We start from the raw sequence: 21,230 nt of genomic DNA, 5'->3' as shown, positions 1-21,230 counted from the left end.
GCGCACAGGCCGGGTGACGGTCCGCGGGACCACCGCGGACCGCGCCCCCGCACACCGGTCCGGGAGGCCGACGTGAAGCTCCTCGTGTTCGGGGCCAACGGCAGGACCGGGCGGCAACTCCTCGCCCAGGGACTGGCCGCGGGCCACGAGATGACCGCCTTCGTCCGCCCTCGGGCCACCCCGCCGGATCCCCAGCCCCGGCTCCGCGTCGCGACCGGGGAAGTGACCGGGGACCAGGAGGCGGTGCGCGCCGCCGTCGAAGGGCAGGACGCGGTCCTGACCGCGTTCGGCAGCCCCACCACCTGGCACGGCCTGACCTCGCCCACCCTGACCGTCACCGCGATCCCGCGGATCGTGCGGGCCATGCGCGACACCGGAGTCAACCGGATCGTCCACCTGTCCGCACACGGCGTCGGCGACACCGCCGACCAGGCGCCGGCGGTGTACTGGGCCGTCTACAAGGCCCTCGGACCGATGTTCGCCGACAAGGCGGCCGGAGAGGAGATCCTGCGCGCCAGCGGCCTGGACTGGACCCTGGTCTATCCCGTGATGCTCGTCGGCGGACCCCTCACCGGCCGCTACCGGACCGGCGAACGCCTCCCGTTGCGCGGAATCCCCCGTATCTCCCGCGCTGACGTCGCCCACTTCATGCTCCGCGAGGCCGCCTACCCGGCCCACCTCCACACCACTGTCCAGCTCGCCGACTGACCCGCTCCACAGCTGCGTCGGGGGCCGGACCGCACGCGCGCCGGTGAGCGCGGCACGGGCCCGCGCAAAGGAACGGATTCCGGGCCGCCGACCCGCTAGTAGGCGACAGCGAGCGCGAGGGACGCGACCGCCAGGGCCAGATAGCCGCCGGGGAACGCGATGTTGTAGAGCACACGGGCACGCACATGAGTGAGGACAGCGCCCACGAAGAAGACGACGAGGCCCGCGGCGGCGGCGACACCGACGGGCCGGACGCCCAGGAGTCCGAGGAGAAGACCGGCGGCGCCGGCGGCCTTGAGCGAGGCCAGCCAGATGTGCCAGCTCTGCGGGACGCCCACCTCCGCCGAGTTCGCCAGGACGAACTCGGCGCGGGCGAGGTCCGCGACGGCGATGCCCGCGTTGGCCAGGATGGTGACGACGGTGATGATCACATACGCGGTGAACACGATGCTTGTCCTCGGGGTCGGAAACGTCATGGGCTCGAAGAAGGTGCGGGCGCCCGCGACCACCAGCCTCGTCACACTCAACTTTCCCGTCCAATACCTGCACCTATAACCTGGGGGCATGGACGTGGACACCCGGCTGCTGCGCTACTTCGTCGCCGTCGCGGAAGAGGGGACCCTCACCCGCGCCGCCGAGCGGCTCTTCGTGTCGCAGCCCGCGCTCACCAAGCAGATCAAGCAGTTGGAGAGTCAACTCGGGGTACGGCTGTTCACCCGGTCCCGTACCGGCATGACGCCCACGGACGCGGGCCGTCTGCTGGCGCAGCGCGCGCCCGCGCTGCTGGCGGACTGGGACCGCGTGCTGACGGAGACCAGGAGCGCGGAGCGCCGGGGCCTGCGGCTGCTGCGGGTCGGCTTCCTCGCCAGCGCGGCCAATGAGGCGACTCCGCACATCATCGCGGAGTTCACGCGTCGCCGTCCGCGGTGGCGGGTGGAGATGCGCCAGGCGTCCTGGGCGAATCCGACCGCCGGGCTCGCCGACGGGGACGTCGATGTCGCGCTGGTACGGCTGCCGTTCCCGGGCCAGGAGGCGCTGCGGGTGGTGCCGCTGTTCACCGAGCCGCGCTGGGTCGCGCTGCCCGAGGCGCATCCACTGGCCGCGCGGGAGACGATCGCGTTCCGGGACCTGTGGGACGAGCCGTTCGTGGCCGCTCCGGCGGAGACCGGCCGGTGGCGGGAGGAATGGCTGGCCGCCGGGGAGCGCGAGGGCCGTCCGGTACGGATCGGCGCCGTCACGGACCTGCCCGACGACTGGCTCAGCGCCATCGCCAACGGTTACGGCGTCGCTCTCGCGCCCGCGTCCGCCGCCCGCTTTTACGCCAGGCCCGGTATCGCCTACCGCCCGGTGAGCGGCGTCAGCGACAGCGAGGTCGGCGTGGCCTGGGCACCGGCCGACGACGCCAATCCCGTGGTCCGGGACTTCGTCAGCTGCTGCACCGACCGGCCGTGGCCGGACGCGTCAGGGGCCTGACCACCACGGGCGGGCACGGGAACACGGCGCTCGGACGGGGAGACCGCGGCACCCGGGCACGGGGAACGCGGCGCTCAGCGAAAAGCCCACCCTCGCATTATTCCGTTTCCGGCCGCTGGGGATACCCATGGTCTGACAACGGCTAACACAATGAGTTGACCTGTCGTCGCGTGATGAGGCAGCAGGCGAGTTTGAGGAACGCTTCGTGGACGGCGGTACGGCGCCTCAAGGGCCGTATCGCCGAAGGCCGTTCAGGGATCTGACCTGACGTCAGGCGGGCAGGACGGCCAGCGATCCCGAGTGCACGGTCAGGGCGACCCGGTGGGCGGCGCCGTCCCGGTTCGGGACCTTCACCTGGACGTCGGCGGAGGTGGCGGACGTGGTGACGGCGTAGGCGTCGCCCGCCGGGACCGGGAGGCGTACGGCGGTCGACGCGGAGGTCGTCACCACGGCGAGGGTGTCCGGTGCCGCGCTGAAGCCGAGGTCGGCGCTGCTGGAGGTCACCGCGAAGTCGGCGTGGGAGGGGTGCAGCGCGTGGGCGGTGAGGCGGTCGGAGGCGACATTGACGGTGAGTCGGCCGCCGAGTCCTTCGAGCAGGGTCTCGCCCGAGGTCTGCCGCAGCCGCAGGCCGGTCTTCTCAGGGACGGTGAGGGTCAGGTCGCCGTCGCACGAGCCCGCCGTGTCGCCCCCGACGTCGCCGCCGACGTCGCCGCCATCGTCGTCACCGCCGTCGTCACCGGTGTCCGTACCGCAGACCAGAGTGAGGGTGCGCAGGCCCGCCGCGTCATCGACGACACCGCGCACGCGCGCCGTACCGCCGTCGGGGCGGTGATACGTGCCCGAGACCGTGTGGGCGCTCGCGTCGGCAGTGATCCGCACGCGACCCGAGACACCTTCGAGGACCAACAGGTCGGCGGCGTCGGCGTGCAGACGGGCCGTGGCGTCGGGATCGGTGCTGCCGAATCCGGCGCTTCCCTGGTCGGCACTTCCTTGGTCAGCGCTTCCATCATCGCCGGGCGCGCCCTTGTCCGCCGGGCCGCCGGCTCCGGCTCCGCCGTGGTCGCGGCCGTGTCCGGTGAGGACCACAGCGGCGGTCACGGCGAGGGCGATCACCAGTACGGCGATGAGGACGCCCGGCCGGGCGGTCCGTCGTCCTGCGGGGTGTACGGGCTGGTCAGCGGTCTCCATGCCGCCCGTCTGCCCCGCGGGCCACGCCCGAACCCCACCGGGATGCCGGTCGGGTCACGGGCGGGCGGGGTGCGGGCGCGAGGTCCCGGCGGCCCTATCGGGCCAGCGTGACCAGGACGGTCTTGCCGCCTCCGGGGCGGCGGGTCACCGCCAGTGAGTGGGCCAGCCGTTGGATCATCATCCAGCCGAAGCCGCCTCTGGCGCCGTTCCAGTCGGGCGCGCGGCCTTGCGGCGGGGTGTCGCTGGGGTCGTCGATCGCCACGCGAAGGGTGTTCGCGGCGGCGCTCAGACGCAGTTCGCGTACCGCTCCGGCGTGCCGGAGGGCGTTGGCGGCCAGCTCGGAGACCACGAGGGTCAGGTTCTGCAGGGTCCGTACGGCCAGCGGAGGGTGGAGGGTGTCCGCGAACTCCGAGGCGGCGACGCGTGCTTCCGCCGCGCTCATGGGCCGGGAAACAGTCACGGCGTGGGCCACCGGCGTTGCCGCCGGTGCCCCGCCATCGGACGGATCGCTCACGTGAATCACCTCTGGAGGAGATCCCGCGGCGCGTGCGACCTGAGGTCAGCCGCGCCGCAGCATCATGACGACGAGTACGACGACGACGATGAGAACGATGGTTCCGATACCTATGTACATGTGACGCTCCTGAACCAGATTGTCCGGCGGTTTGCTTCCTCAGGTCGCTTGCCCGGCTCGGACCGGTCTACCGCGTTCTTTCGATACAGGGGTAAGGGACCGGATCCGGGGAAGGACGCCGGGTCGGTCAGCGCGTGGCCGGGGGCAGTTCGCGGGCGGCCTGCGCGATGAGCATGTCCAGAGCGTCGGGATAGGCGCTGCGGGTCATCCGGGCGGCGAGCAGGGGCGCGGTCGCGGCGATGTGCGGGTGGGTGCGGGGCGACAGGGCCGCGTACGTGTCCTGCCAGATCTCCTCGTCGGCCGCGCGGGCGGCGGCGGGCAGCGCCAGCGAGGCCGCGTCCAGGGCGGCGAAGGCCAGGCAGCCGTCGATGAAGACGTGGTAGACGCGTACGAGGCCGGGGCCGGTGAATCCGGCGCGGTGCAGGATGCCCAGGATGGCCTCGTCCGCGGCCAGTTCGCGCCTCCCCCCGCTGACCCGGCTGGCGGTCAGCACCGCCGCCTGCGGGTGGGCGAGATACGCGCGGTGGATCCGCAGGCCCAGGTCGCGCAGATCGCGCCGCCACTGGCCGGTCGGCGTCCAGCCCGCAAGGGCCCGGCCCATCAGTTCGTCGGCGATGGCCAGGACGAGGGCGTCCATGCCGCGGAAGTAGCGGTAGAGGGAGCTGGGGTCGGCGCCGAGTGCCAGGCCGAGCCGCCGCGCGGTCAGCCCCTGCGCGCCGTGTTCCGCCAGCATGCGCAGGGCGGTCTCCACGATCAGTTCGTGGCTGAGCACCTCGCCCTGCCGCGTCGGCCGACGTCGTTGCCGCGCGGCTCCGTCCACCACCTTCTTGGCCACGGCCGGGAGCTTACGCCAACGGCATTGACCTTACGGCGTCGTCGGCGGTTCCATCACTCCACGGCGCGAGCACCCCCCGTGCGAGGGCCCCGGCCGCACCGCTCACCCGCTCATCCACTCGACCAGCGGAAGGAACCCCGCCATGCGCGTACTGCTCATCGGAGCCGGAGGCGTCGGAAGCGCCATCACCCGGATCGCCGCCCGACGCGGTTTCTTCGAGCACATGGTCGTCGCCGACTACGACCCGGGCCGGGCCGAGGCGGCCGTCGCGGCACTGGGCGAGGCGGCGGACCGGTTCAGCACGGCCAGGATCGACGCCTCCGACCAGCTCTCCGTGGAGGATCTGCTGCGGGAGCGGCGGTGCGACGTGCTGCTCAACGCGACCGACCCGCGTTTCGTCATGCCGTTGTTCCAGGCCGCGCACCGGGCCGGGGCGACGTATATGGACATGGCGATGTCGCTGTCGGTGCCGCACGCGCGGCGGCCCCACGAGGAGTGCGGCACGAAGCTCGGCGACGACCAGTTCGCGCAGGCGAAGGCGTGGGAGGAGGACGGGCTGCTGGCACTGGTCGGCATGGGCGTGGAGCCGGGCATGTCCGATGTCTTCGCCCGCTACGCCGCCGACCACCTCTTCGACGGCATCGACGAGATCGGGGTGCGCGACGGCGCGAATCTCACGGTGGACGGCTACGACTTCGCGCCGTCGTTCAGCATCTGGACCACCATCGAGGAGTGTCTGAACCCGCCGGTGGTGTGGGAGAAGGACCGCGGCTGGTACACCACCGCGCCGTTCAGCCAGCCCGAGATCTTCGACTTCCCCGAGGGCATCGGCCCGGTGGAGTGCGTGAACGTCGAGCACGAGGAGGTGCTGCTGATCCCGCGCTGGGTCGACGCCCGCCGGGTGACGTTCAAGTACGGTCTCGGCCAGGACTTCATCGACAAGCTCCAGACCCTCCACGACCTGGGCCTGGACCGGACGGACCCGGTCACCGTCGCCACCGACCGGGGTCCGGCCCGGGTCTCCCCCAGGGACGTCGTCGCCGCCGTGCTGCCGGACCCGGCCGCGCTCGGCGACCGGATGCACGGCAAGACCTGCGCGGGCACCTGGGTGAAGGGCACCAAGGACGGCCGCCCGCGCGAGGTCTACCTCTACCACGTGGTCGACAACCAGTGGTCGATGCGGGAGTACGGTTCCCAGGCCGTCGTCTGGCAGACGGCGATCAATCCGGTGATCGCCCTCGAACTCCTCGCCGACGGCACCTGGAGCGGCAGCGGTGTCCTCGGCCCCGAGGCGTTCGACGCGCGGCCCTTCCTCGACCTGCTCGTCGCGTACGGGTCCCCGTGGGCGATGCGCGAACAGGCCGGGAACGCGCAGGATCGGGACGCGGCCCCGGCGCCGAACGCGTAGCGCCCGCGGCCGTCGGGGCGGATGCCCCGAGGTGCCCCAGGACCTGGGGCGCCTGTGTAGCCAGGGAGGACAGGGGCAGGCGTGGCATCACACGGTGAATGAGTACGACGGGGTCGGTCTTCCGGCCCCAGGACGCACGGAGGTCCCACGATGCGCAGCCTGTCCGTACGCGTGATGGTGCCCGCCGCGGCTCTGGCCACGGCGGCCCTGACCTTGACGGCTTGTTCGGACGACGGCGGGTCCGCCGCTCCGGCGGGCTCGTCCGTCTCGGTCAGCGCGGCGCCGTCCGACTCCCCGTCCGCCGGTGCGCCGTCCACGACGGACGACGGTACGCAGAGCGCGCCGGGCGGTACGCCCACCTCGTCGGCGGACGGCTCCGGCGGCGCGTCGGCCGAGGCGGCGGGGCCGAGCGCGTGCGCCAGCGACCACCTCAGCGTGGCGCTGAAGGACGCCGAGGTCGGCGCCGGGCAGTACCACGCGAAGGTCGTCTTCACCAACACCGGCAGTACGGCGTGCACGCTGACGGGCTATCCGGGCGTCTCGTACGTCAAGACGGCCGGGGCGCAGGCCGGTCCCGCGGCCGACCGTGACGGCGGTTCGCACGGCACCGTCTCTCTGGCGCCGAAGGCGACCGCGTACGCGGAGCTGCACGACAGCAACGGTCAGGGCGGCTACAGCGCCGACCAGTGCAAGCTGACGAAGGTCGAGGGGCTGCGGATCTATCCGCCGAACCAGAAGGCGGCGCTGTTCCTCGCCGACAAGACCGAGCACTGCGCCGGTACGGGCATCCACCCGCTGACCATAGGCGCCGTGCGGCGCTGACGGCCGGTCGCCTGACGCACCGTCAAGGGCCCGCGCGGGCCCGGATGGTGGACCGCCGCGGACCCGCCGCTTCCCGGTCGCTAGCCTGCGTGCAAGGACGCGGCACCGTGATGTGCCAGGTCATGGCGGCGGACGGCCCTCGAAGCGGGCAACGGGACGCGCCCTGACGGGAGTTGCCCGACCCGAGAGAGGCGCAGCGCATGTTCACGACCAGGCCGACCCTCCAAGGCACCTTCGGCATGGTGGCCTCCACCCACTGGCTCGCCTCCCAGAGCGCGATGGCCGTACTGGAGGGCGGCGGCAACGCGTACGACGCCGCCGTGGCCGGTGCTTTCGTGCTGCACGTCGTGGAGCCGCACCTCAACGGTCCCGGCGGCGAGGTGCCGATCATCGTCGGGCCCGCCGAGGGGGAGGTACGGGTGCTGTGCGGGCAGGGGGTGGCGCCCGCGGGCGCGACCGTCGCCCACTACCGCTCGCTCGGCCTGGACCTGGTGCCCGGTACCGGGCCGCTGGCCGCCGCCGTGCCCGGCGCGTTCGACGCCTGGATGACGTTGCTGCGCGACTACGGCACCGCGTCCCTCGCCGAGGTGCTGCGTTACGCGATCGGGTACGCGGCGGACGGTCATCCGCCGGTCGAGCGCGTCACGGCGACCGTCGAGACGGTGCGTGAGCTGTTCGAGACGGAGTGGACGACGTCCGCGGAGCTGTATCTGCCGGGCGGCGAGGCGCCGCGTCCCGGCGAGCTGTGGCGCAATCCGGCGCTCGCCGCGACCTGGCGGCGGCTGATCGCCGAGGCGGAGGCGGACGGCGGCGGGGACCGGGTCGCGCAGATCGAGGCCGCGCGCCGGATCTGGCGGGAGGGCTTCGTCGCCGAGGCGATCGTCGCCCAGGCCGCCCGTCCGACCATGGACACCAGCGGCGAGCGGCACACCGGGACGCTCACGGCCGCCGATCTGGCGGGCTGGTCCGCGTCGTACGAGGAGCCCGCCACCTACGAGTGGGACGGCTGGACGGTCTGCAAGGCGGGTCCGTGGAGTCAGGGCCCGGCCTTCCTCCAGCAACTCGCCCTGCTGCCGTCGCGCGCCGCCGACCTGCCCGCGTACGGGTCCGCCGCGTATGTCCACCGGCTGGTCGAGGGCACGAAGCTCGCCATGGCCGACCGCGAGGCGTGGTACGGCGACGCGTCGGACGTCCCGCTCGACGCGCTGCTGTCCACCGCGTACAACACCGGCCGCCGCCAACTCATCGGTGACCGGGCCTCGTACGAACTACGGCCCGGCGGCCCCGAGGGTCGGACGCCGAAGCTGAGCGCGTACGCGACCGCCGCGGGGCAGGGCGCGGGTGCGCGGTTGGTGCCGGCCGGGGCCGGGGCGGGCGAGCCGACGGTCGCGGTGGACGGCGGCACGCGCGGCGACACCTGTCATATCGATGTCGTGGACCGCTGGGGCAACATGATCTCGGCGACGCCCAGCGGGGGGTGGCTCCAGTCGAATCCGGTGATACCGGAGCTGGGCTTCCCGCTCGGCACGCGGCTCCAGATGACCTGGGTCGAGGAGAGTCTGCCCAACTCCCTGTCCCCCGGCCGCAGGCCGCGCACGACGCTCAGTCCGTCGCTGGCGCTGCGCGACGGGGTGCCCGTCCTCGCCTTCGGCACCCCCGGCGGCGACCAGCAGGACCAGTGGCAGGTGCACTTCTTCCTTGCCGTGGCGCTCCGCGACCGGGTGCGCGGCGGCTACGACCTGCAAGGCGCCGTCGACGCGCCGAACTGGCACACCGACAGCTTCACCGGCTCCTTCTACCCGCGGGCCATGGCGCCGGGCAGCCTCACCGTCGAGGAGCGGACGGGTCCCGATGTCGTGGCCGAACTGCGCCGCCGGGGGCACGCGGTGAGCGTCGGCGGCGCCTGGTCGGAGGGGCGGATCTCCGCCGTCGCGCGCGATCCGGAGACGGGCGTGCTGTCGGCCGCCGCGAATCCGCGCGGCATGCAGGGCTACGCCGTGGGACGTTGACGCGTCCGGACGGCGGCGCGCGGCCCTGCGGAATCCTCAGCCCATGCCCACGCTCTGGTGCTCGGGCTCGATGAGCGCGACGACGAGCTCGTTGTCGCGCGAGTAGGGGCCGCCGGTGTACTTCGTCGCCATCCGGTCGATGATCTCCCAGACGGCGTCGCCCTCCAGCCATTCGACGACCTTGCCGCGGATGACGACCGGCTGGAAGGGGTTGTCGGCCGGGGTGAGGGAGAGCGCCACGCGCGGGTCGCGGCGCAGATTGCGGGCTTTGCGGGACCGCGGGCCGGTGAAGATCGTGACGCGGTCGCCATGGGTGCCGATCCAGACGGGGACGGTGTGCGGGGCGCCGTCGGGCAGGACGGTCGCGATGTGGGCGAGTGAGGTGCCGTCGAGGACGCGGCGGACGTCGGGGTCGAGCATCGTGGTCAGCTCCTGATGGCTGGTGCGGGTGCGCCGGTGAACGGGTCGGCGGCTCTGGTGGTGTACGCGGACGGCCGCCCAGGGCCGCGTCCGGGGACGTATCCGTGGACCGACACGCGTGCACACTGAGAACCCTGCCAGGTCCGCGCGACCTCGGCATCCCGCGCGAGGCGCCGGCCGAGCGGCTGAACCGCCTCGTCGACGAGGGCGTCCTGGAGCGGCGCCCGTACGGCCGCCGGGGGCGAGGCCGGTCCGCCGGGGCTCCGCGACCTGACGGACGCTGCGCGACCGCGGCGCGGTCATCGCTCAGGCGGTGTGCTCCGCCACGAGGCCGATGATCTCGGGCCACAGCTCACGGGGGCGGTCGTGGCCCATATCGGGGATCAGGACGAGTTCGGCCCCTGGCACCAACTCCGCGGTGCGCTCCCCGCCGCTGGGGCCGATCAGGGTGTCGTCCAGGCCGTGGATGACGAGGGTCGGCACCTCGAGCTTCCGGAGTGCGTCCGCGCGTGAGCCGCCGAGGATCATCGCGCCGAGCTGCCGACCGACGCCGGAGGGGTGATAGGCGCGGTCATAGCTGCGGGCGGCCAGGTCGCGCAGGGCGTCGGCGTCGCCGTAGCGCCGGGAGGCCCACACCAACTCCCTGTCCGCCGCGGCGACGTAGCCTTCGCGGTCGGCCGGTTTCGGGGCGAAGAGCACCGCCTGCGCCTCGGGGGTCGGCCGGCCGTATTCGGACTCGCCGGTCGAGGACATCATCGAGGTCAGGGTCAGCACCCGCGACGGCCGGTGGATGGCCATCGTCTGGGCGATCATGCCGCCCATCGAGGAGCCGAAGACGTGGGCCCGGTCGATGCCGAGCGCGGTGAGCAGGCCGAGGCCGTCGTCGGCCATGTCCTGGAGCGTGTAGGGGACCATGGCCAGGGCGGAGGCGATGTCCCCCGAGCCGACCGCGGCGATGAACCGGCCCATGTCGACGGGGTGGGCGTCGAAGGAGGTGGACAGCCCGCAGTCGCGGTTGTCGTACCGGATGACGTGGCGGCCACGGTCCGCGAGCGCGCGGCAGAAGTCCTCGTGCCAGGAGATCATCTGGGCGCCGAAGCCCATCACGAGCAGGACGGCGGGATCGGCGGGGTCGCCGAAGGTCTCGTAGGCGAGGGACACTCCGGGCGCGACGTCTGCATGGGGCATGTGCGGAGTCTGCCATTCGGCCGATCGCCTCGCATCCGGCTTTCGGCCAGGGCTGACCTGCGTCTTCTCCCGCACTTTCAGGTGCCGGGTCGGGCGGGCAGGGGGCGCGGATGCCGGTGGCGGCGCCCCCTGCCCGGACATCGGGCGGCTAGGCGGTGATCTTGACCGCGTCGATCACCCAGTACCAGTTGTTGGAACCGGTGTAGTGGAAGCGGAAGCTGACGCTGGAGGCGCCCGCGGGCGCGGTCAGGGTGAGGGACTCCACCTTGGCGACCGTGTCGGTGGTGTAGGTCTTGACGACCGTCGGGGTGCCGCCGTTCCAGGAGGCGAGGATCTCGGCCTTCTGGCTGCCTTCCTGGAGGTAGTGCGTGACGTAGTCGAGGGTCACCTTGGAGCCCGCGGTGACCGCGTGGGCGGGGGTGACGAGCGTCGAGTCGAACGTGCCGGAGAAGGACTTGTCGGCCCACTCGTCGGAGTCGGCGACCGCGAAGACCCCGCGCGAGCGGACGTTGAGTTCACGCGACTGGTCGGCCTGGGCGCGGGACCAGAACTCGTCGGTGGCGAAGGACCAGCCGCGCCACTCGGTGACACCGCCGGTGCCCATCGCGGAGTTGATGATCGACCAGCCGCTGGGCGTGGTGTGCGTGTAGCCCAGAACCCCGGCGGGGATGCCGGTCTCGTCGGTGCGCGGTGAGAGCGTCAACGCGTCGAAGGGATCGGTCGAGCGCTCCTGAATGGGCTTGCCGTCCAGGCCCCAGGAGGCGGCGGGAACGATGCCGAGCTGCTTGAAGACCGTGGCGGCCACGTCGACCAGGCGGGTGTCGATGGGCCGCAGGCCCGCCGCGATGCCGGGCCCCTGGGCCAGCACGAAGGTGCGCCGCTCCTCGATGGTGGAGCCGCCGTGGCCGCCCGCGTCCAGGTGTCCGTGGTCGGTGGCGACGATGACCGTCCAGCGCTCGCTCGCGTAGGTGGGACGGGCCTTGACCGCGGCGAGCAGGCGGCCGAGGTAGCCGTCCTGGGTGGCGATGGCCTTGAGGTACGCCTGGCTGGCGGCGCCCGAGGCGTGCCCGACCTCGTCGGTGTTGCCGAAGTAGACGAAGGCGACATCCGGGTTCTGATCGCGCAGGACGGATTCGGAGTCGGCGACGATCTGGGCGTCGGTGACGGTGTAGTCGGCTGTGTCGCCGTCGTAGACGACCTTGCCGTCCGCGCCGTCGGTGAAGGTGCCCTGCGCGTCGAGCGGCTTCCAGTCGACGGCCACGTAGGTGGACAGGGCCGGTTTCACGGACGCGATGCGCTTGATGAAGCCCGGGTAGGCGCCGTAGTTCTTGCCCGCGAAGGTGTTGTCCTTCACGCCGTGCTTGTCCGGCCACACGCCGGTGGCGATGGTCGACCAGCCGGCGCCGGAGACGGTGGCCGCCATCGGGCTCGCGTAGAGCAGGCTGGTGCCGTAGGTGCCGTTCGCCATCAGGGACTTGAGGTGGGGGGCGGTGGCCGCGTCGATCCTGTCGTGGCGCAGGCCGTCCATGCCCACGACGAGGACCTTGTCCTTGCTGGTGCCGTTCGGCAGCGTGGGGGCCGCGGCGGCGGCCGGGGTCGCGGCGGCGGCCGGGGTCGCGGCGGTGACGCCGCTGACGGCGACGGTCGCGCCGACGGCGGCGGTGGCCGCGAGGACGCTGCGGCGGGAGATCCCGTGGTCGGACATCTGTTGCTCCGTTCGACATGGCGGAGGTGGCGGAGACGCGCGGTGCGGGAGGGCACCAGTGGGACCGAACGCCCCGGAACATCGAGGCCGTTCGGTCCATACCTGTTATCTTTCCGTGACGCATGGGCGGAGGCCAGACCCCTGCGGGAGACGACCTGTTGAACGGTCGGCTACCAGTGGCCGACGTCCGGATTCGCCACGCTCCCCGTTCCGGGGCCGCCGGGGTACGCGGCGTTAGCATGCGTCCCATGCCCGATGCCCCGCCCCGCCCCGAACCCTTCGCCCCGCGGGCCGACGCCGCCGCGCTCGACGACCTGCGGACCCGGCTGCGCGCGACGCGCTGGCCGGACGCGCCCGAGGACGCGGGTTGGTCGCTCGGAACCGACCTGGACTACCTCCGCGAACTGGTCGCCTACTGGGCGGACGGCTTCGACTGGCGGGCGCAGGAGGCGGCGCTGGCCCGGCTCCCCCGGTTCCGGGCCCCGATCGGCGGGCTCGGCATCCACTTCGTCCACGCCCGCGCCGTCGCGCCCACGGGGCCCGTCCTGCCGCTGGTCCTCAGCCACGGCTGGCCGGACTCCTTCTGGCGGTACGCGAAGGTCGTCCCGCTCCTCACCGACCCGGCCGCGCACGGCGCCGACCCGGCCGACGCCTTCGACGTGGTCGTGCCCGACATGCCGGGCTACGGGTACTCCGACCGCCCCGCCGCGGGACGGCCGCTCGACTCCGTCGCCGTCAGCGGCCTGTGGGCGGAGCTGATGGACGTCCTCGGCTACGCGCGGTTCGGCGCGGCGGGCGGGGACATCGGCAGCCATGTGAGCCGCTATCTCGGGCTCGACCACCCCGACCGGGTGGTGGCCGTCCACCGCACCGACGGCGGCCTACCCGTCTTCGCGGGCGATCCGGCGGAGCTCACACCCGAGGAGAGCGCCTGGTTCCAGCAGACCGCCGCCTGGGGCGCGGCCGAGGGCGGATACGCCGCCATGCACCGTACGAAGCCGCAGACCGCGGCCGTCGGGCTCCAGGACTCGCCCGCAGGGCTGGCCGCGTGGATCGTGGAGAAGCTGCGGGCGTGGAGCGACTGCGGCGGCAACATCGAGCGGAGCTTCACCAAGGACGAGATCCTCACCAACGTGACGATCTACTGGCTCACCGGGACGATCGCCTCGTCGATGCGGATGTACCACGCGAATTCCGCGATCCCGTCGGCCCAGCTCACCCGCCGCGTCGAAGTGCCCTCCGGCTTCTCGCTCTTCCCCGGCGACATCGCCCGCCCGCCGCGGGCCTGGCTCGAGCGTACGGCCAACGCCGTACGCGTCACCGAGCCCGCGCGCGGCGGCCACTTCGCGGCGTTCGAGGAACCCGAGCTGTACGCGCGGGAGTTGCGCGAATTCTTCCGCCCCTACCGGGCGGCGGCGGGCTGAACGGCGGTCCTGCGTGAGGGCGTCAGGGTCGCGTCACAGACCGGTCACCGCGCTCGACGCGCTGACCTCGTAGACGAGGGTGATCTCGCGGCGCTCGCCGGGAGCCAGGCGCTGGACGTAGCGGACGATGCCGTCGTCGTCGGTCTCGTCGGGCGCCGGGCGGCAGCGGTCGGGCAGGGTGCGGACCTCGACGGCCGAGACCTCGGAGACGGGGACGCGTTCGCGGATCACGACCTCGCGGGTGAGGTCGGCGCCCGGCCGGCCGGTGTCGCCGGGGTGCTCGGCGCTCGGCTGGTCCAGGCGGGAGACGAAGAGCCGCACCTGACGGGTGATCACGGTGCGCTGGTTGATCCCGGCGAGACCGGTGGTGTCGCGCTGCTCCTCGGTGTGGCGGACGACCCGGAAGGTGTCCTGGCTGCCGAAGGACAGGCGTACGTCCTCGCCCGTACCGGCGAAGGACATCGTGGCCCGGCCGGTGTAGCCGCTGTCGCGCACCAGGTCGACGGGGCCGGCCAGCAGGACGTGGCCCGCGGCGTTGGGGAACCGCGCGGTGGTCACGACCAGCGGCGACAGTTCGGGGGCGCAGGTGTCCTCGGTGCGGCACGCGGCGGTGAAGGCCGACAGGTGGACGCGGTGCGGGCGCCGGTCGGAGGGGACGGTGACGGGGCGGGGCGCGTGCAGGACGCGGACCGCGCCGCCGTCGTGCAGGCCGGGCAGCGGTCCCGCGCCGCCCGCGGTGTCGGCGGCCGAGTCGCCGCCCACGGTCGTGACGTCCTCCTCGCGCAGGTCCACCTCGACGGTCCGGCGCTCCTCGACGGTGCGTTCCCTGAGGGTCAGGACGTCCTCGGTCAGCTCCGGCGGGGCCGCGGCGAGCGTCGGGCGCGCGGTGGACAGGGACAGCCGTACGCCGTTCCAGTCCTCGCCGGTGTCCTGCCACACGAAGGCGTCGGTCTCCAGGGTCACGCTGTCGCGGTCGGCGGCGAGCGTCGCGCGGTAGGCGGGGCGCCACAGCGCGCACGGGACGAGGCTCACGACGCGGATCCGCGCGGAACCGGCCTCGGGCGCCTCCACGACGAGTTCCACGAAGGCCGTGAGCACCGGGGGTTCGGTCTCGGTGGCCGCCAACGCCGTACGCGCCGTGCGCAGTTCCTCGTTCAGGTCGTGCTCGCGGCGGCGCAGCCGGTGGAGTTCGCCGATCCGGGTCTCGGCGTCCTCGTCCACGCGCTCCAGCCGGTCGGCCCAGCGCTCGGGGTCGGCGGCGCCCGCTCCCGCGCCCTGCACGATATCGCGGTGCAGATCGGCCTTGGCCTGGTGGACCACGGCCAGCGCGCTCTCCAGGCGCTGCCGCAGCTGTCCGACCTCGCGCATCTCACGTTCCAGGGAGTCGACTTCGCGGCGCAGGTCGGACGCGTCGGGACCCGGCCCGCCGGGAGGCGCGGGGGTGTAGGTGCGGATGACGCGGGCGTCGAACACGCGCGGACCGTCCGCGCCGAGGTCCGTGTCGTCGTCCCCCTCGGCGTGCGCGGAGATCTCGGCGCGCAGGGACCGGTCGACGGTCAGCGGGGTGACCGGGCCGATCCGCAGGCGCTGGACGCCCGCGGTGAGCCGCGCGGTGCCGGTGCGTTCGACCTGGGCGCGGTCCTCCAGGCAGGTCACGGTGGTGACCGGGAGGAAGAGCGCGTCCGGCTCGGCGGGCGTGTCATCGGCGCGGGGCGCGCCGGTCCCGTCGGTCAGGGTCTCCGGGGTGGTCACGGTTCACTTCCTCCGGTTTCCGCCGACGACCGACTTGCCCGCGGGGAGGCGGACCTCGAACCCTCCGGTGAGCGTCGTGGTCCGGCCGGGTGCCAACTCCACGCGCCACACGCGCGCTCCGCGGACGTACGAGCCGTCCTGGCCCGTGAGCGGTTCCTCGGGTTCCGTCCAGGCCGGTCGCGCCCGGTGCTCCTCGATACGGACGTCCTTGTCGGTCGACACCGGTACGCGCTCGCGGACCTCGACGACGACGGGGTACGGCAGGCGGTTGGCGACCTCGATCTCCACGGTGTGGTCGAGGACGGTCGTGCCGCCGCGCAGTCCCGCGGTGGACTCGCGCATGTGGGTGCGGCGGGCCACCTGGACGCTCTCGGCCACGCCGACGCCGACCGCCTGCCGCTGTCCGGGGGCGAGGGTCGGCAGGGCCGCGGTGAGGACGAAGTCGCCGTCCACCATCACGTCGGCCGGACCGGCGAGCAGCGCGTGCGGGGAGGTGTTGGTGACCAGGACGGTGCCGAAGACGGCCGTGTCCACCGCGGGGACGCACACGTGCAGCGACTCCGTGACGACCGGCACCTCGCTGACCGGCACGATGTGCCACGCGCCGTCGGACACCACGTCCGCGGGCGCGGCGGTGTCGAAGCGGTAGTCGAAGGAGCCGGCCGAGGTCCGTACGTCGACCGCGTGCGCGGGCCGCGGGAGGCGGCCGACGGTCTCGGCCCTGCGCCGGTACTCGGTGACCACGGTGGCGATCGGGGCGGCTTCCGGTCGCAGCGTGCCGCGCTCGGCGCCCGCGTCGGGACCCGCGACGGTCAGGCGGCCGTAGTCGAGCATGTCCACGGACGGCGCGGTGGACGGCGGCGGTACGGGCGGCGCGGCGGTTTTGCGCCGGGCGCTGCGGGCGACGGGCGCCGACCTGCCGCGTGCGCGGTCCGTCGCGGGCTCGGCGTGCGCCTGGGACATGGGCGCCGCGGCGGGGAGCGGAGCCGGGGGCGGCGCCGCTCCCGGTGCGGGCACCGGGCCGCCGAACGAACCGCCGTAGCCGACGGCCTCGGCCGCGCCGCCGGGCTCCGCGGGTCCGTACGCGCCGCCCGCCGCCAGGTCCGGCGAGAGGTCGGCCTCTTCCAGGTCGTCCTCGACGCCGCCGAGCCACGCGTTCATGGACCTGGGGGCGCCCGGGCCCGACGGCCGGGCCGGACCGCGCGAGGCGGCGGGGTGCGCCGCGGCGGCGCCGTCATAGCCGGTGAACAACTCGGCGAGCCCTGGCGGCGGTTCGCGCCATCCGGGGGTCTGCGGTTCCTGCTGGGCGCGGCCGATCCGCAGCGACCGCAGTTCGGGCAGGTCGGAGCGGCGCAGCAGGTCCGCGGTGGACAGCGCGAGACGTACGCCCGACCAGTCCTCGCCGGTGCGCTGGGCGACGCAGGCGCGCAGGACGAGCGTGCCCGCGCCGCTGGTGCCGTCCAGGCGGAGTTGGTAGGTGGGGACCCAGGTGGCGCCGGGGACGTGGTACTCGACCTCGACCTCCACGTCGATCTCGGCCGGGGCGTCGGCGGGTGTCCAGGCCTCGTCGTTCGGGGAGGTGTCCTCGCGGGTTTCGGGCGCGTCCGGTTCGTCGGCCGACGCGTCCGGTACGTCGGTCGCGTCGGTCACCTCGGAGGCCAGCGTCACGACCGCGCCGACGGCCGGGTCGGTGCGCTCGGCGCTCAGGGCGGTGGACGACTGGTGCAGTCGCGCCCGCAGGACGTCCACGTCGTGGTCGGCGCGCGCCAGTTGGTCCTCGGTGGCCCGCAACCGCTCGTGCAGGAAGCCGAGTCGGGTGTCGACGAATCCGGCCAGGGCGAGGAAGGACTCGACGGGCGCCCAGCGAGGCGGGTCGCCCCTGCGCGGCTGCGGCGGCTCCGCGCGCAGCGCCGCCACCTCCTCGATCTCGCTCTCCAGACGGTACTTGCGGTCCTGGAGCCGGGACTGCTGGTCCTCGGCGTCCTCCAGATCCAGCCGCAGCGAGGGCAGTTGCTCGCCCCGGTGCACGGTGGCGCCCACGTCCAGCCGTACGTCGGTCACGCGCAGCCCGTGCGGTCCGTTCACCACCCGGCCGCGCAGCGACTGTTCGTAGAGCGTGGGCGGCAGGCCCTCGACGCGGACGGTGGTCTCGGCGGTTCCGGTTGGCACCGTGACGCGCGCGCGGCGGGTGACGACCGCTCCGGAGGCGTGCACGACGACGGAGGTCACCTCGGACTCAGCGGCGGACGGCGCCTTCGGCTCATCCGTGCCGCTCGGAACGGCTGCGCCCACCTTGTCTCCCCCACGTTCGGCCCGCGGCCGGTCTGCCCGTCACGTCTCGGGGCCCGGACTCGTCCGTACCCTAGCCGAGTCCTCCTGGGCACGCCGAGGGTCGGTGCCGGTCCGGCGGCGCGGGAGGTCCGGCCGGTGACGGACGATCACGAACGCCGTGTCTTAAGGGCCGGTTAAGAGCGGCTTATCAGCGCCTCGGGCCGATCGGCGTCCTCGCAGTTCGGGCACGTCACGGGCGTGCGGGCGGCTGTCCGGGCGGGTTGGCGGGCAGGGTGACCGTGCGTAGCATCGGGGCCGTCGGCGGCGGTCGTCGCTCCCGTGAGAGCGCTCCCCCGGCCACGGCCCCCGCCTCCCCCGACGCCGTACGCCCGGCCGCCGCCGACGCGAACCCTGATCTCCCCCACAGACAAGGTACGTAACCCATGGCTGCACACCGCGCACGCAGATGGTCGCTCGGCGGACTGGTCGTCCTGGTCGCCGCCGCTCTGGTGGCCGCCGTCCTGGTGGCGACGACCGGTCCCGGCACGTCGACGGCGGACGCCGCCGAGGGCCGGCAGACCTGGTCCGACGAGTTCGACGGCCCCGCGGGCAGCGCGCCCGACCCCGCCAAGTGGACGCATGAGAAGGGTGGTTCGGGCAACGGCAACAACGAGTTGCAGTACTACACCGACAGCACCTCCAACGCCGCTCTCGACGGCGACGGGCACCTGGTGATCACCGCACGGCCCAACTCCGACACCGGACTGTCCTGTTGGTACGGACCCTGTAAGTACACCTCGGCGCGGCTGAACACGGCCTCGACCTTCACGCAGGCGTACGGTCACTTCGAGGCCCGCATCAAGATCCCGCGCGGCCAGGGCATCTGGCCGGCGTTCTGGATGCTGGGCAGCGACATCGGCAGCGTCGGCTGGCCCCACAGCGGTGAGCTGGACATCATGGAGAACATCGGACGGGAGCCCGGCACCGTCCACGGCACGATCCACGGCCCCGGCTACTCGGGCGCGGCCGGTATCGGGTCCCCGTACACACTGCCCGGCGGCGCGGCCTTCGCGGACGACTTCCACACCTTCGGTGTGGACTGGAGCCCGAGCGCGATCACCTGGACGGTGGACGGCACGGTCTACCAGACGCGTACGCCGTCGGACGCGGGCGGCAACACGTGGGTGTTCGACCACCCGTTCTTCCTGATCCTCAACCTGGCGGTCGGCGGTGACTGGCCGGGCTCGCCCGACGGTGCGACGTCCTTCCCGCAGACGATGACGGTCGACTACGTACGGGCGTCGCAGTGGGACAGCGGCTCCGGCACGACGGCGGACGGCGGCACCGGCGGGTCTGGCGGGTCTGGCGGCTCCGACCGGGTCGGCTCGATCAAGGGCATCGGCGGCATGTGCGTGGACGTGGCGGGCGGCGCGTCGGCCGACCGTACGCCGGTCCAGCTCCACGACTGCACCGGCAATGTGGCCCAGCAGTGGACGCTCGGCGCCGACGGGACGGTACGGGCGCTGGGCAAGTGCCTCGACGTGGACGGCGGTTCGACGGCGGACGGCGCGGTCGTGCAGCTCTACACGTGCAACGGCACCAAGGCGCAGCAGTGGAAGTACACCGACGCCCACGACCTGACGAACACGGGCGCGGACAAGTGCCTTGACGCGAAGGACAACGCGTCGGCGGACGGGACGCGGTTGCAGACCTGGACGTGCGGCGGGGCCGCCAACCAGAAGTGGATCTTCGGCTGACCCCTGGTCCGACGGCGTGGGGCGTGCCCGGTCCACCGGGCGCGCCCCGCGCCGTCTTTGGCCGGTTTCGGCGGTTCGCCCGGTTCGCTCGTGGGAGTACCGTCACCTTCCGGGAGCACCGACCGACAAGGAGTACGCCATGTCATGGGTGACCAGCGGCCTTCGGGCGCTCAGCGGCGAGATGCGCGCACGGTGGCACGGGTACTTCGTCGGCTACGGGCAGCAGGACTGACGCCCGCAGCAGGACCGGGCACCACTCGGACCGACAAGGAGGACGGCCACGATGTCATGGATCGTCAGGAGCCTTCGCGCGCTCAGCGGTGAGGCGCGTGCGCGGCGCAACCAGTACGGCGACAGGTACGGGCACAACGCCTGACGTCTTCTCCGCGCGGGGACGGGACGGGCGGCCGTACGCGGCGCGCGTTCCGTCCCGTATCCGACAAGGCGGGCGACCCGTGTTCCTCGACAGGAAGAGTCTGTGGCCGGACCTGCGGCGGTGGGAGGAGCAGGCGGCGGGCCGTGACGGGCCGTTCCGGCTGCGCTTCGGCACCCTGTTCGTGGCCGACGGCGGCGCGGCCCGTGACGTGCTGGTCGAGCAGGCGGGCGACTATCTGTCCCAGTCCGGATTCTTCCGCCTCGGGCCGGAGTCCCTGCCCCCGGCGGTCAGGGGCGAAGCCTCGCGTGAACTGCTCAGGGTCCTGGCCCGGCACGATCCCGCGTCGTCCTTCGACCTCGACGCGGCTCTCGGCGAGGTGTGTGACGGTCGCGGCCGTCTGCGGCACCAGCACTGGGGCGTCGAGGTGGTCCGGCGGTACTTCGCCCCCGTCATCGCGGACCGGAGCCACACCGCGATCAACGCGCTCGTCGACACGTATGTGACGTCGAGTGTGGTCGCCGACGACGTCGTCGGCCATGTGCTGAGACGCTCGCACCGTACGGTGCCCGCCGTCCGGGCCGGGCTCGCCGAACAGCTCGGGCGGCTGTCCGCTCAGGAGGACGGAGCGCGGGATCTGGTCGACCTCGTGCTGGGGCTGCCCGGCGAGCTGTCGACGGCCGATCGCGCGCAGGTGCTGCAACGCCTCGTGCTGTCCACGGTCGGCTTCACCGGCGTGACGCTCGAATGGGTGGTGCTGCTCGGGGTCCGGCACGGCTACAACACCCCGACGGTGCGGCGGGAGCAGGTCCACCGCCTGGTCAGGGAAGCGCTGCGCCTGTATCCGACCGCCTGGCGGCTGATGAGAGTGGCCGCCGCCGACCACGAGATCGCCGGGGCCGAGGTCCGCGAGGGCGAGCACGTCCTCATCGGCACGCACGCGATCCACCGGTCGGCGGCCGTCTGGGAGGCGCCGCTGGACTTCCGCCCCTCGCGCTGGGAGCGGCCGACCGACGAACAGCGGCGGTCCTACCTGCCGTTCGGCAAGGGCGAGGGCATGTGTCCGGCGAGCGGCTTCGCCGTCAGGGCGCTCGAACACCTCGGCCACCTCATCCTGAGCGGCTACCGGGGCGAGGTGCGGCTGCGCACGCGCAGGCCGCATGTGCGTACGCTTCTGGCGCCGCCCGCCGGCTGGACCCGGCTCACCGCGCGAGCGGTACCGGCTCCCGAGCGCTGAATCGGCCACCGCGGCCCACGCCCTCG

General features: G+C 73.2%; 17 protein-coding genes. 8 read left to right on the top strand and 9 right to left on the bottom strand.

Translation table 11 applies throughout. From position 1 onward, the window contains the following. The first annotated feature begins 72 nt into the window (after window positions 1-72). Window positions 73-708 carry an NAD(P)H-binding protein gene (locus tag ACFZAM_RS27300; RefSeq protein WP_391050023.1) on the top strand — a complete coding sequence of 212 codons (636 nt, stop codon included), beginning with the start codon at window positions 73-75 and terminating at the stop codon, window positions 706-708. 95 nt (window positions 709-803) lie between these two features. Here ACFZAM_RS27300 and ACFZAM_RS27295 read toward each other — a convergent pair whose 3' ends face one another. Then, window positions 804-1,184: a DoxX family protein gene (locus ACFZAM_RS27295; RefSeq protein WP_391050059.1), complete on the bottom strand. Its 381-nt coding sequence runs from the start codon at window positions 1,182-1,184 to the stop codon at window positions 804-806. A gap of 88 nt (window positions 1,185-1,272) precedes the next feature. Between ACFZAM_RS27295 and ACFZAM_RS27290 the strand changes: the two genes are divergently transcribed. Further along, on the top strand, window positions 1,273-2,181 hold the full coding sequence (locus tag ACFZAM_RS27290) for a LysR substrate-binding domain-containing protein (protein ID WP_391050021.1): 909 nt from the start codon (window positions 1,273-1,275) through the stop codon (window positions 2,179-2,181). A gap of 270 nt (window positions 2,182-2,451) precedes the next feature. Here the strand turns inward: ACFZAM_RS27290 and ACFZAM_RS27285 are convergent, their stop codons facing one another. The 3 genes from ACFZAM_RS27285 to ACFZAM_RS27275 form a co-directional block, all read right to left on the bottom strand. After that, on the bottom strand, window positions 2,452-3,369 hold the full coding sequence (locus ACFZAM_RS27285; RefSeq protein WP_391050019.1) for a hypothetical protein: 918 nt from the start codon (window positions 3,367-3,369) through the stop codon (window positions 2,452-2,454). A gap of 94 nt (window positions 3,370-3,463) precedes the next feature. After that, entirely contained in the window at window positions 3,464-3,811 is a 348-nt protein-coding gene (locus ACFZAM_RS27280) for an ATP-binding protein (protein WP_188283376.1), read from the bottom strand. Window positions 3,812-4,130: 319 nt separating this feature from the next. Beyond that, window positions 4,131-4,838 (bottom strand): TetR family transcriptional regulator, encoded by a 708-nt coding sequence (locus ACFZAM_RS27275; RefSeq protein WP_391050016.1) that lies wholly within the window; start codon window positions 4,836-4,838, stop codon window positions 4,131-4,133. A 142-nt stretch (window positions 4,839-4,980) separates the two neighbouring features. Between ACFZAM_RS27275 and ACFZAM_RS27270 the strand changes: the two genes are divergently transcribed. The 3 genes from ACFZAM_RS27270 to ACFZAM_RS27260 all read left to right on the top strand — a co-directional run bounded on the left by ACFZAM_RS27270 (window position 4,981) and on the right by ACFZAM_RS27260 (window position 9,077). Further along, window positions 4,981-6,246, top strand: coding sequence for a saccharopine dehydrogenase C-terminal domain-containing protein (locus ACFZAM_RS27270; RefSeq protein ID WP_391050014.1), 1,266 nt, complete (start codon window positions 4,981-4,983; stop codon window positions 6,244-6,246). Between the two features lie 150 nt (window positions 6,247-6,396). Beyond that, window positions 6,397-7,068, top strand: coding sequence for a DUF4232 domain-containing protein (locus ACFZAM_RS27265; protein WP_391050013.1), 672 nt, complete (start codon window positions 6,397-6,399; stop codon window positions 7,066-7,068). Between the two features lie 200 nt (window positions 7,069-7,268). Next, complete coding sequence (locus ACFZAM_RS27260) at window positions 7,269-9,077, top strand: gamma-glutamyltransferase (RefSeq protein WP_391050011.1); 1,809 nt, start codon at window positions 7,269-7,271, stop codon at window positions 9,075-9,077. Between the two features lie 36 nt (window positions 9,078-9,113). Here the strand turns inward: ACFZAM_RS27260 and ACFZAM_RS27255 are convergent, their stop codons facing one another. The 3 genes from ACFZAM_RS27255 to ACFZAM_RS27245 form a co-directional block, all read right to left on the bottom strand. Continuing rightward, window positions 9,114-9,497, bottom strand: coding sequence for a PPOX class F420-dependent oxidoreductase (locus ACFZAM_RS27255; protein WP_355348495.1), 384 nt, complete (start codon window positions 9,495-9,497; stop codon window positions 9,114-9,116). 306 nt (window positions 9,498-9,803) lie between these two features. Then, entirely contained in the window at window positions 9,804-10,685 is an 882-nt protein-coding gene (locus tag ACFZAM_RS27250) for an alpha/beta fold hydrolase (RefSeq protein ID WP_391050008.1), read from the bottom strand. A 148-nt stretch (window positions 10,686-10,833) separates the two neighbouring features. Then, the gene (locus ACFZAM_RS27245) at window positions 10,834-12,390 is read right to left on the bottom strand and encodes an alkaline phosphatase family protein (protein WP_391050006.1); all 1,557 of its coding nucleotides are present in this window, start codon (window positions 12,388-12,390) and stop codon (window positions 10,834-10,836) included. Window positions 12,391-12,638: 248 nt separating this feature from the next. On the opposite strand from ACFZAM_RS27245, the gene ACFZAM_RS27240 reads away from it, so the two are divergent. Further along, entirely contained in the window at window positions 12,639-13,814 is a 1,176-nt protein-coding gene (locus ACFZAM_RS27240; protein ID WP_391050004.1) for an alpha/beta fold hydrolase, read from the top strand. 33 nt (window positions 13,815-13,847) lie between these two features. Here the strand turns inward: ACFZAM_RS27240 and ACFZAM_RS27235 are convergent, their stop codons facing one another. Both ACFZAM_RS27235 and ACFZAM_RS27230 read right to left on the bottom strand, forming a co-directional pair. Continuing rightward, window positions 13,848-15,566 (bottom strand): mucoidy inhibitor MuiA family protein, encoded by a 1,719-nt coding sequence (locus tag ACFZAM_RS27235; protein ID WP_391050002.1) that lies wholly within the window; start codon window positions 15,564-15,566, stop codon window positions 13,848-13,850. A 3-nt stretch (window positions 15,567-15,569) separates the two neighbouring features. Continuing rightward, window positions 15,570-17,858, bottom strand: a complete 2,289-nt coding sequence (locus ACFZAM_RS27230) for a DUF4139 domain-containing protein (RefSeq protein ID WP_391050000.1) — start codon at window positions 17,856-17,858, stop codon at window positions 15,570-15,572. A gap of 422 nt (window positions 17,859-18,280) precedes the next feature. Here ACFZAM_RS27230 and ACFZAM_RS27225 point away from each other — a divergent pair, with 422 nt between their 5' ends. Beyond that, a complete protein-coding gene (locus ACFZAM_RS27225) occupies window positions 18,281-19,594 on the top strand; it encodes a family 16 glycosylhydrolase (RefSeq protein WP_391049998.1) in 1,314 nt (437 codons plus the stop codon). A gap of 455 nt (window positions 19,595-20,049) precedes the next feature. Then, complete coding sequence (locus tag ACFZAM_RS27220; protein ID WP_391049996.1) at window positions 20,050-21,204, top strand: cytochrome P450; 1,155 nt, start codon at window positions 20,050-20,052, stop codon at window positions 21,202-21,204. The last annotated feature ends 26 nt before the right edge of the window (window positions 21,205-21,230 follow it).

Origin of the sequence: Streptomyces sp. NPDC008079 (assembly GCF_042957385.1) — a bacterium.
GTDB lineage: Bacteria > Actinomycetota > Actinomycetes > Streptomycetales > Streptomycetaceae > Actinacidiphila.
Note: the sequence above shows the minus strand (reverse complement) of the source record. Positions and strands in the feature narration are given on the sequence as shown.

What these genes read in the sequence shown, in the direction of transcription:
- ACFZAM_RS27295 (WP_391050059.1), bottom strand. Translation starts at nt 1,184, where the DNA reads ATGACGTTTCCGACCCCGAGGACAAGCATCGTGTTCACCGCGTATGTG.
- ACFZAM_RS27290 (WP_391050021.1), top strand. Translation starts at nt 1,273, where the DNA reads ATGGACGTGGACACCCGGCTGCTGCGCTACTTCGTCGCCGTCGCGGAA.
- ACFZAM_RS27285 (WP_391050019.1), bottom strand. Translation starts at nt 3,369, where the DNA reads ATGGAGACCGCTGACCAGCCCGTACACCCCGCAGGACGACGGACCGCC.
- ACFZAM_RS27280 (WP_188283376.1), bottom strand. Translation starts at nt 3,811, where the DNA reads ATGAGCGCGGCGGAAGCACGCGTCGCCGCCTCGGAGTTCGCGGACACC.
- ACFZAM_RS27270 (WP_391050014.1), top strand. Translation starts at nt 4,981, where the DNA reads ATGCGCGTACTGCTCATCGGAGCCGGAGGCGTCGGAAGCGCCATCACC.
- ACFZAM_RS27265 (WP_391050013.1), top strand. Translation starts at nt 6,397, where the DNA reads ATGCGCAGCCTGTCCGTACGCGTGATGGTGCCCGCCGCGGCTCTGGCC.
- ACFZAM_RS27260 (WP_391050011.1), top strand. Translation starts at nt 7,269, where the DNA reads ATGTTCACGACCAGGCCGACCCTCCAAGGCACCTTCGGCATGGTGGCC.
- ACFZAM_RS27255 (WP_355348495.1), bottom strand. Translation starts at nt 9,497, where the DNA reads ATGCTCGACCCCGACGTCCGCCGCGTCCTCGACGGCACCTCACTCGCC.
- ACFZAM_RS27250 (WP_391050008.1), bottom strand. Translation starts at nt 10,685, where the DNA reads ATGCCCCATGCAGACGTCGCGCCCGGAGTGTCCCTCGCCTACGAGACC.
- ACFZAM_RS27245 (WP_391050006.1), bottom strand. Translation starts at nt 12,390, where the DNA reads ATGTCCGACCACGGGATCTCCCGCCGCAGCGTCCTCGCGGCCACCGCC.
- ACFZAM_RS27240 (WP_391050004.1), top strand. Translation starts at nt 12,639, where the DNA reads ATGCCCGATGCCCCGCCCCGCCCCGAACCCTTCGCCCCGCGGGCCGAC.
- ACFZAM_RS27225 (WP_391049998.1), top strand. Translation starts at nt 18,281, where the DNA reads ATGGCTGCACACCGCGCACGCAGATGGTCGCTCGGCGGACTGGTCGTC.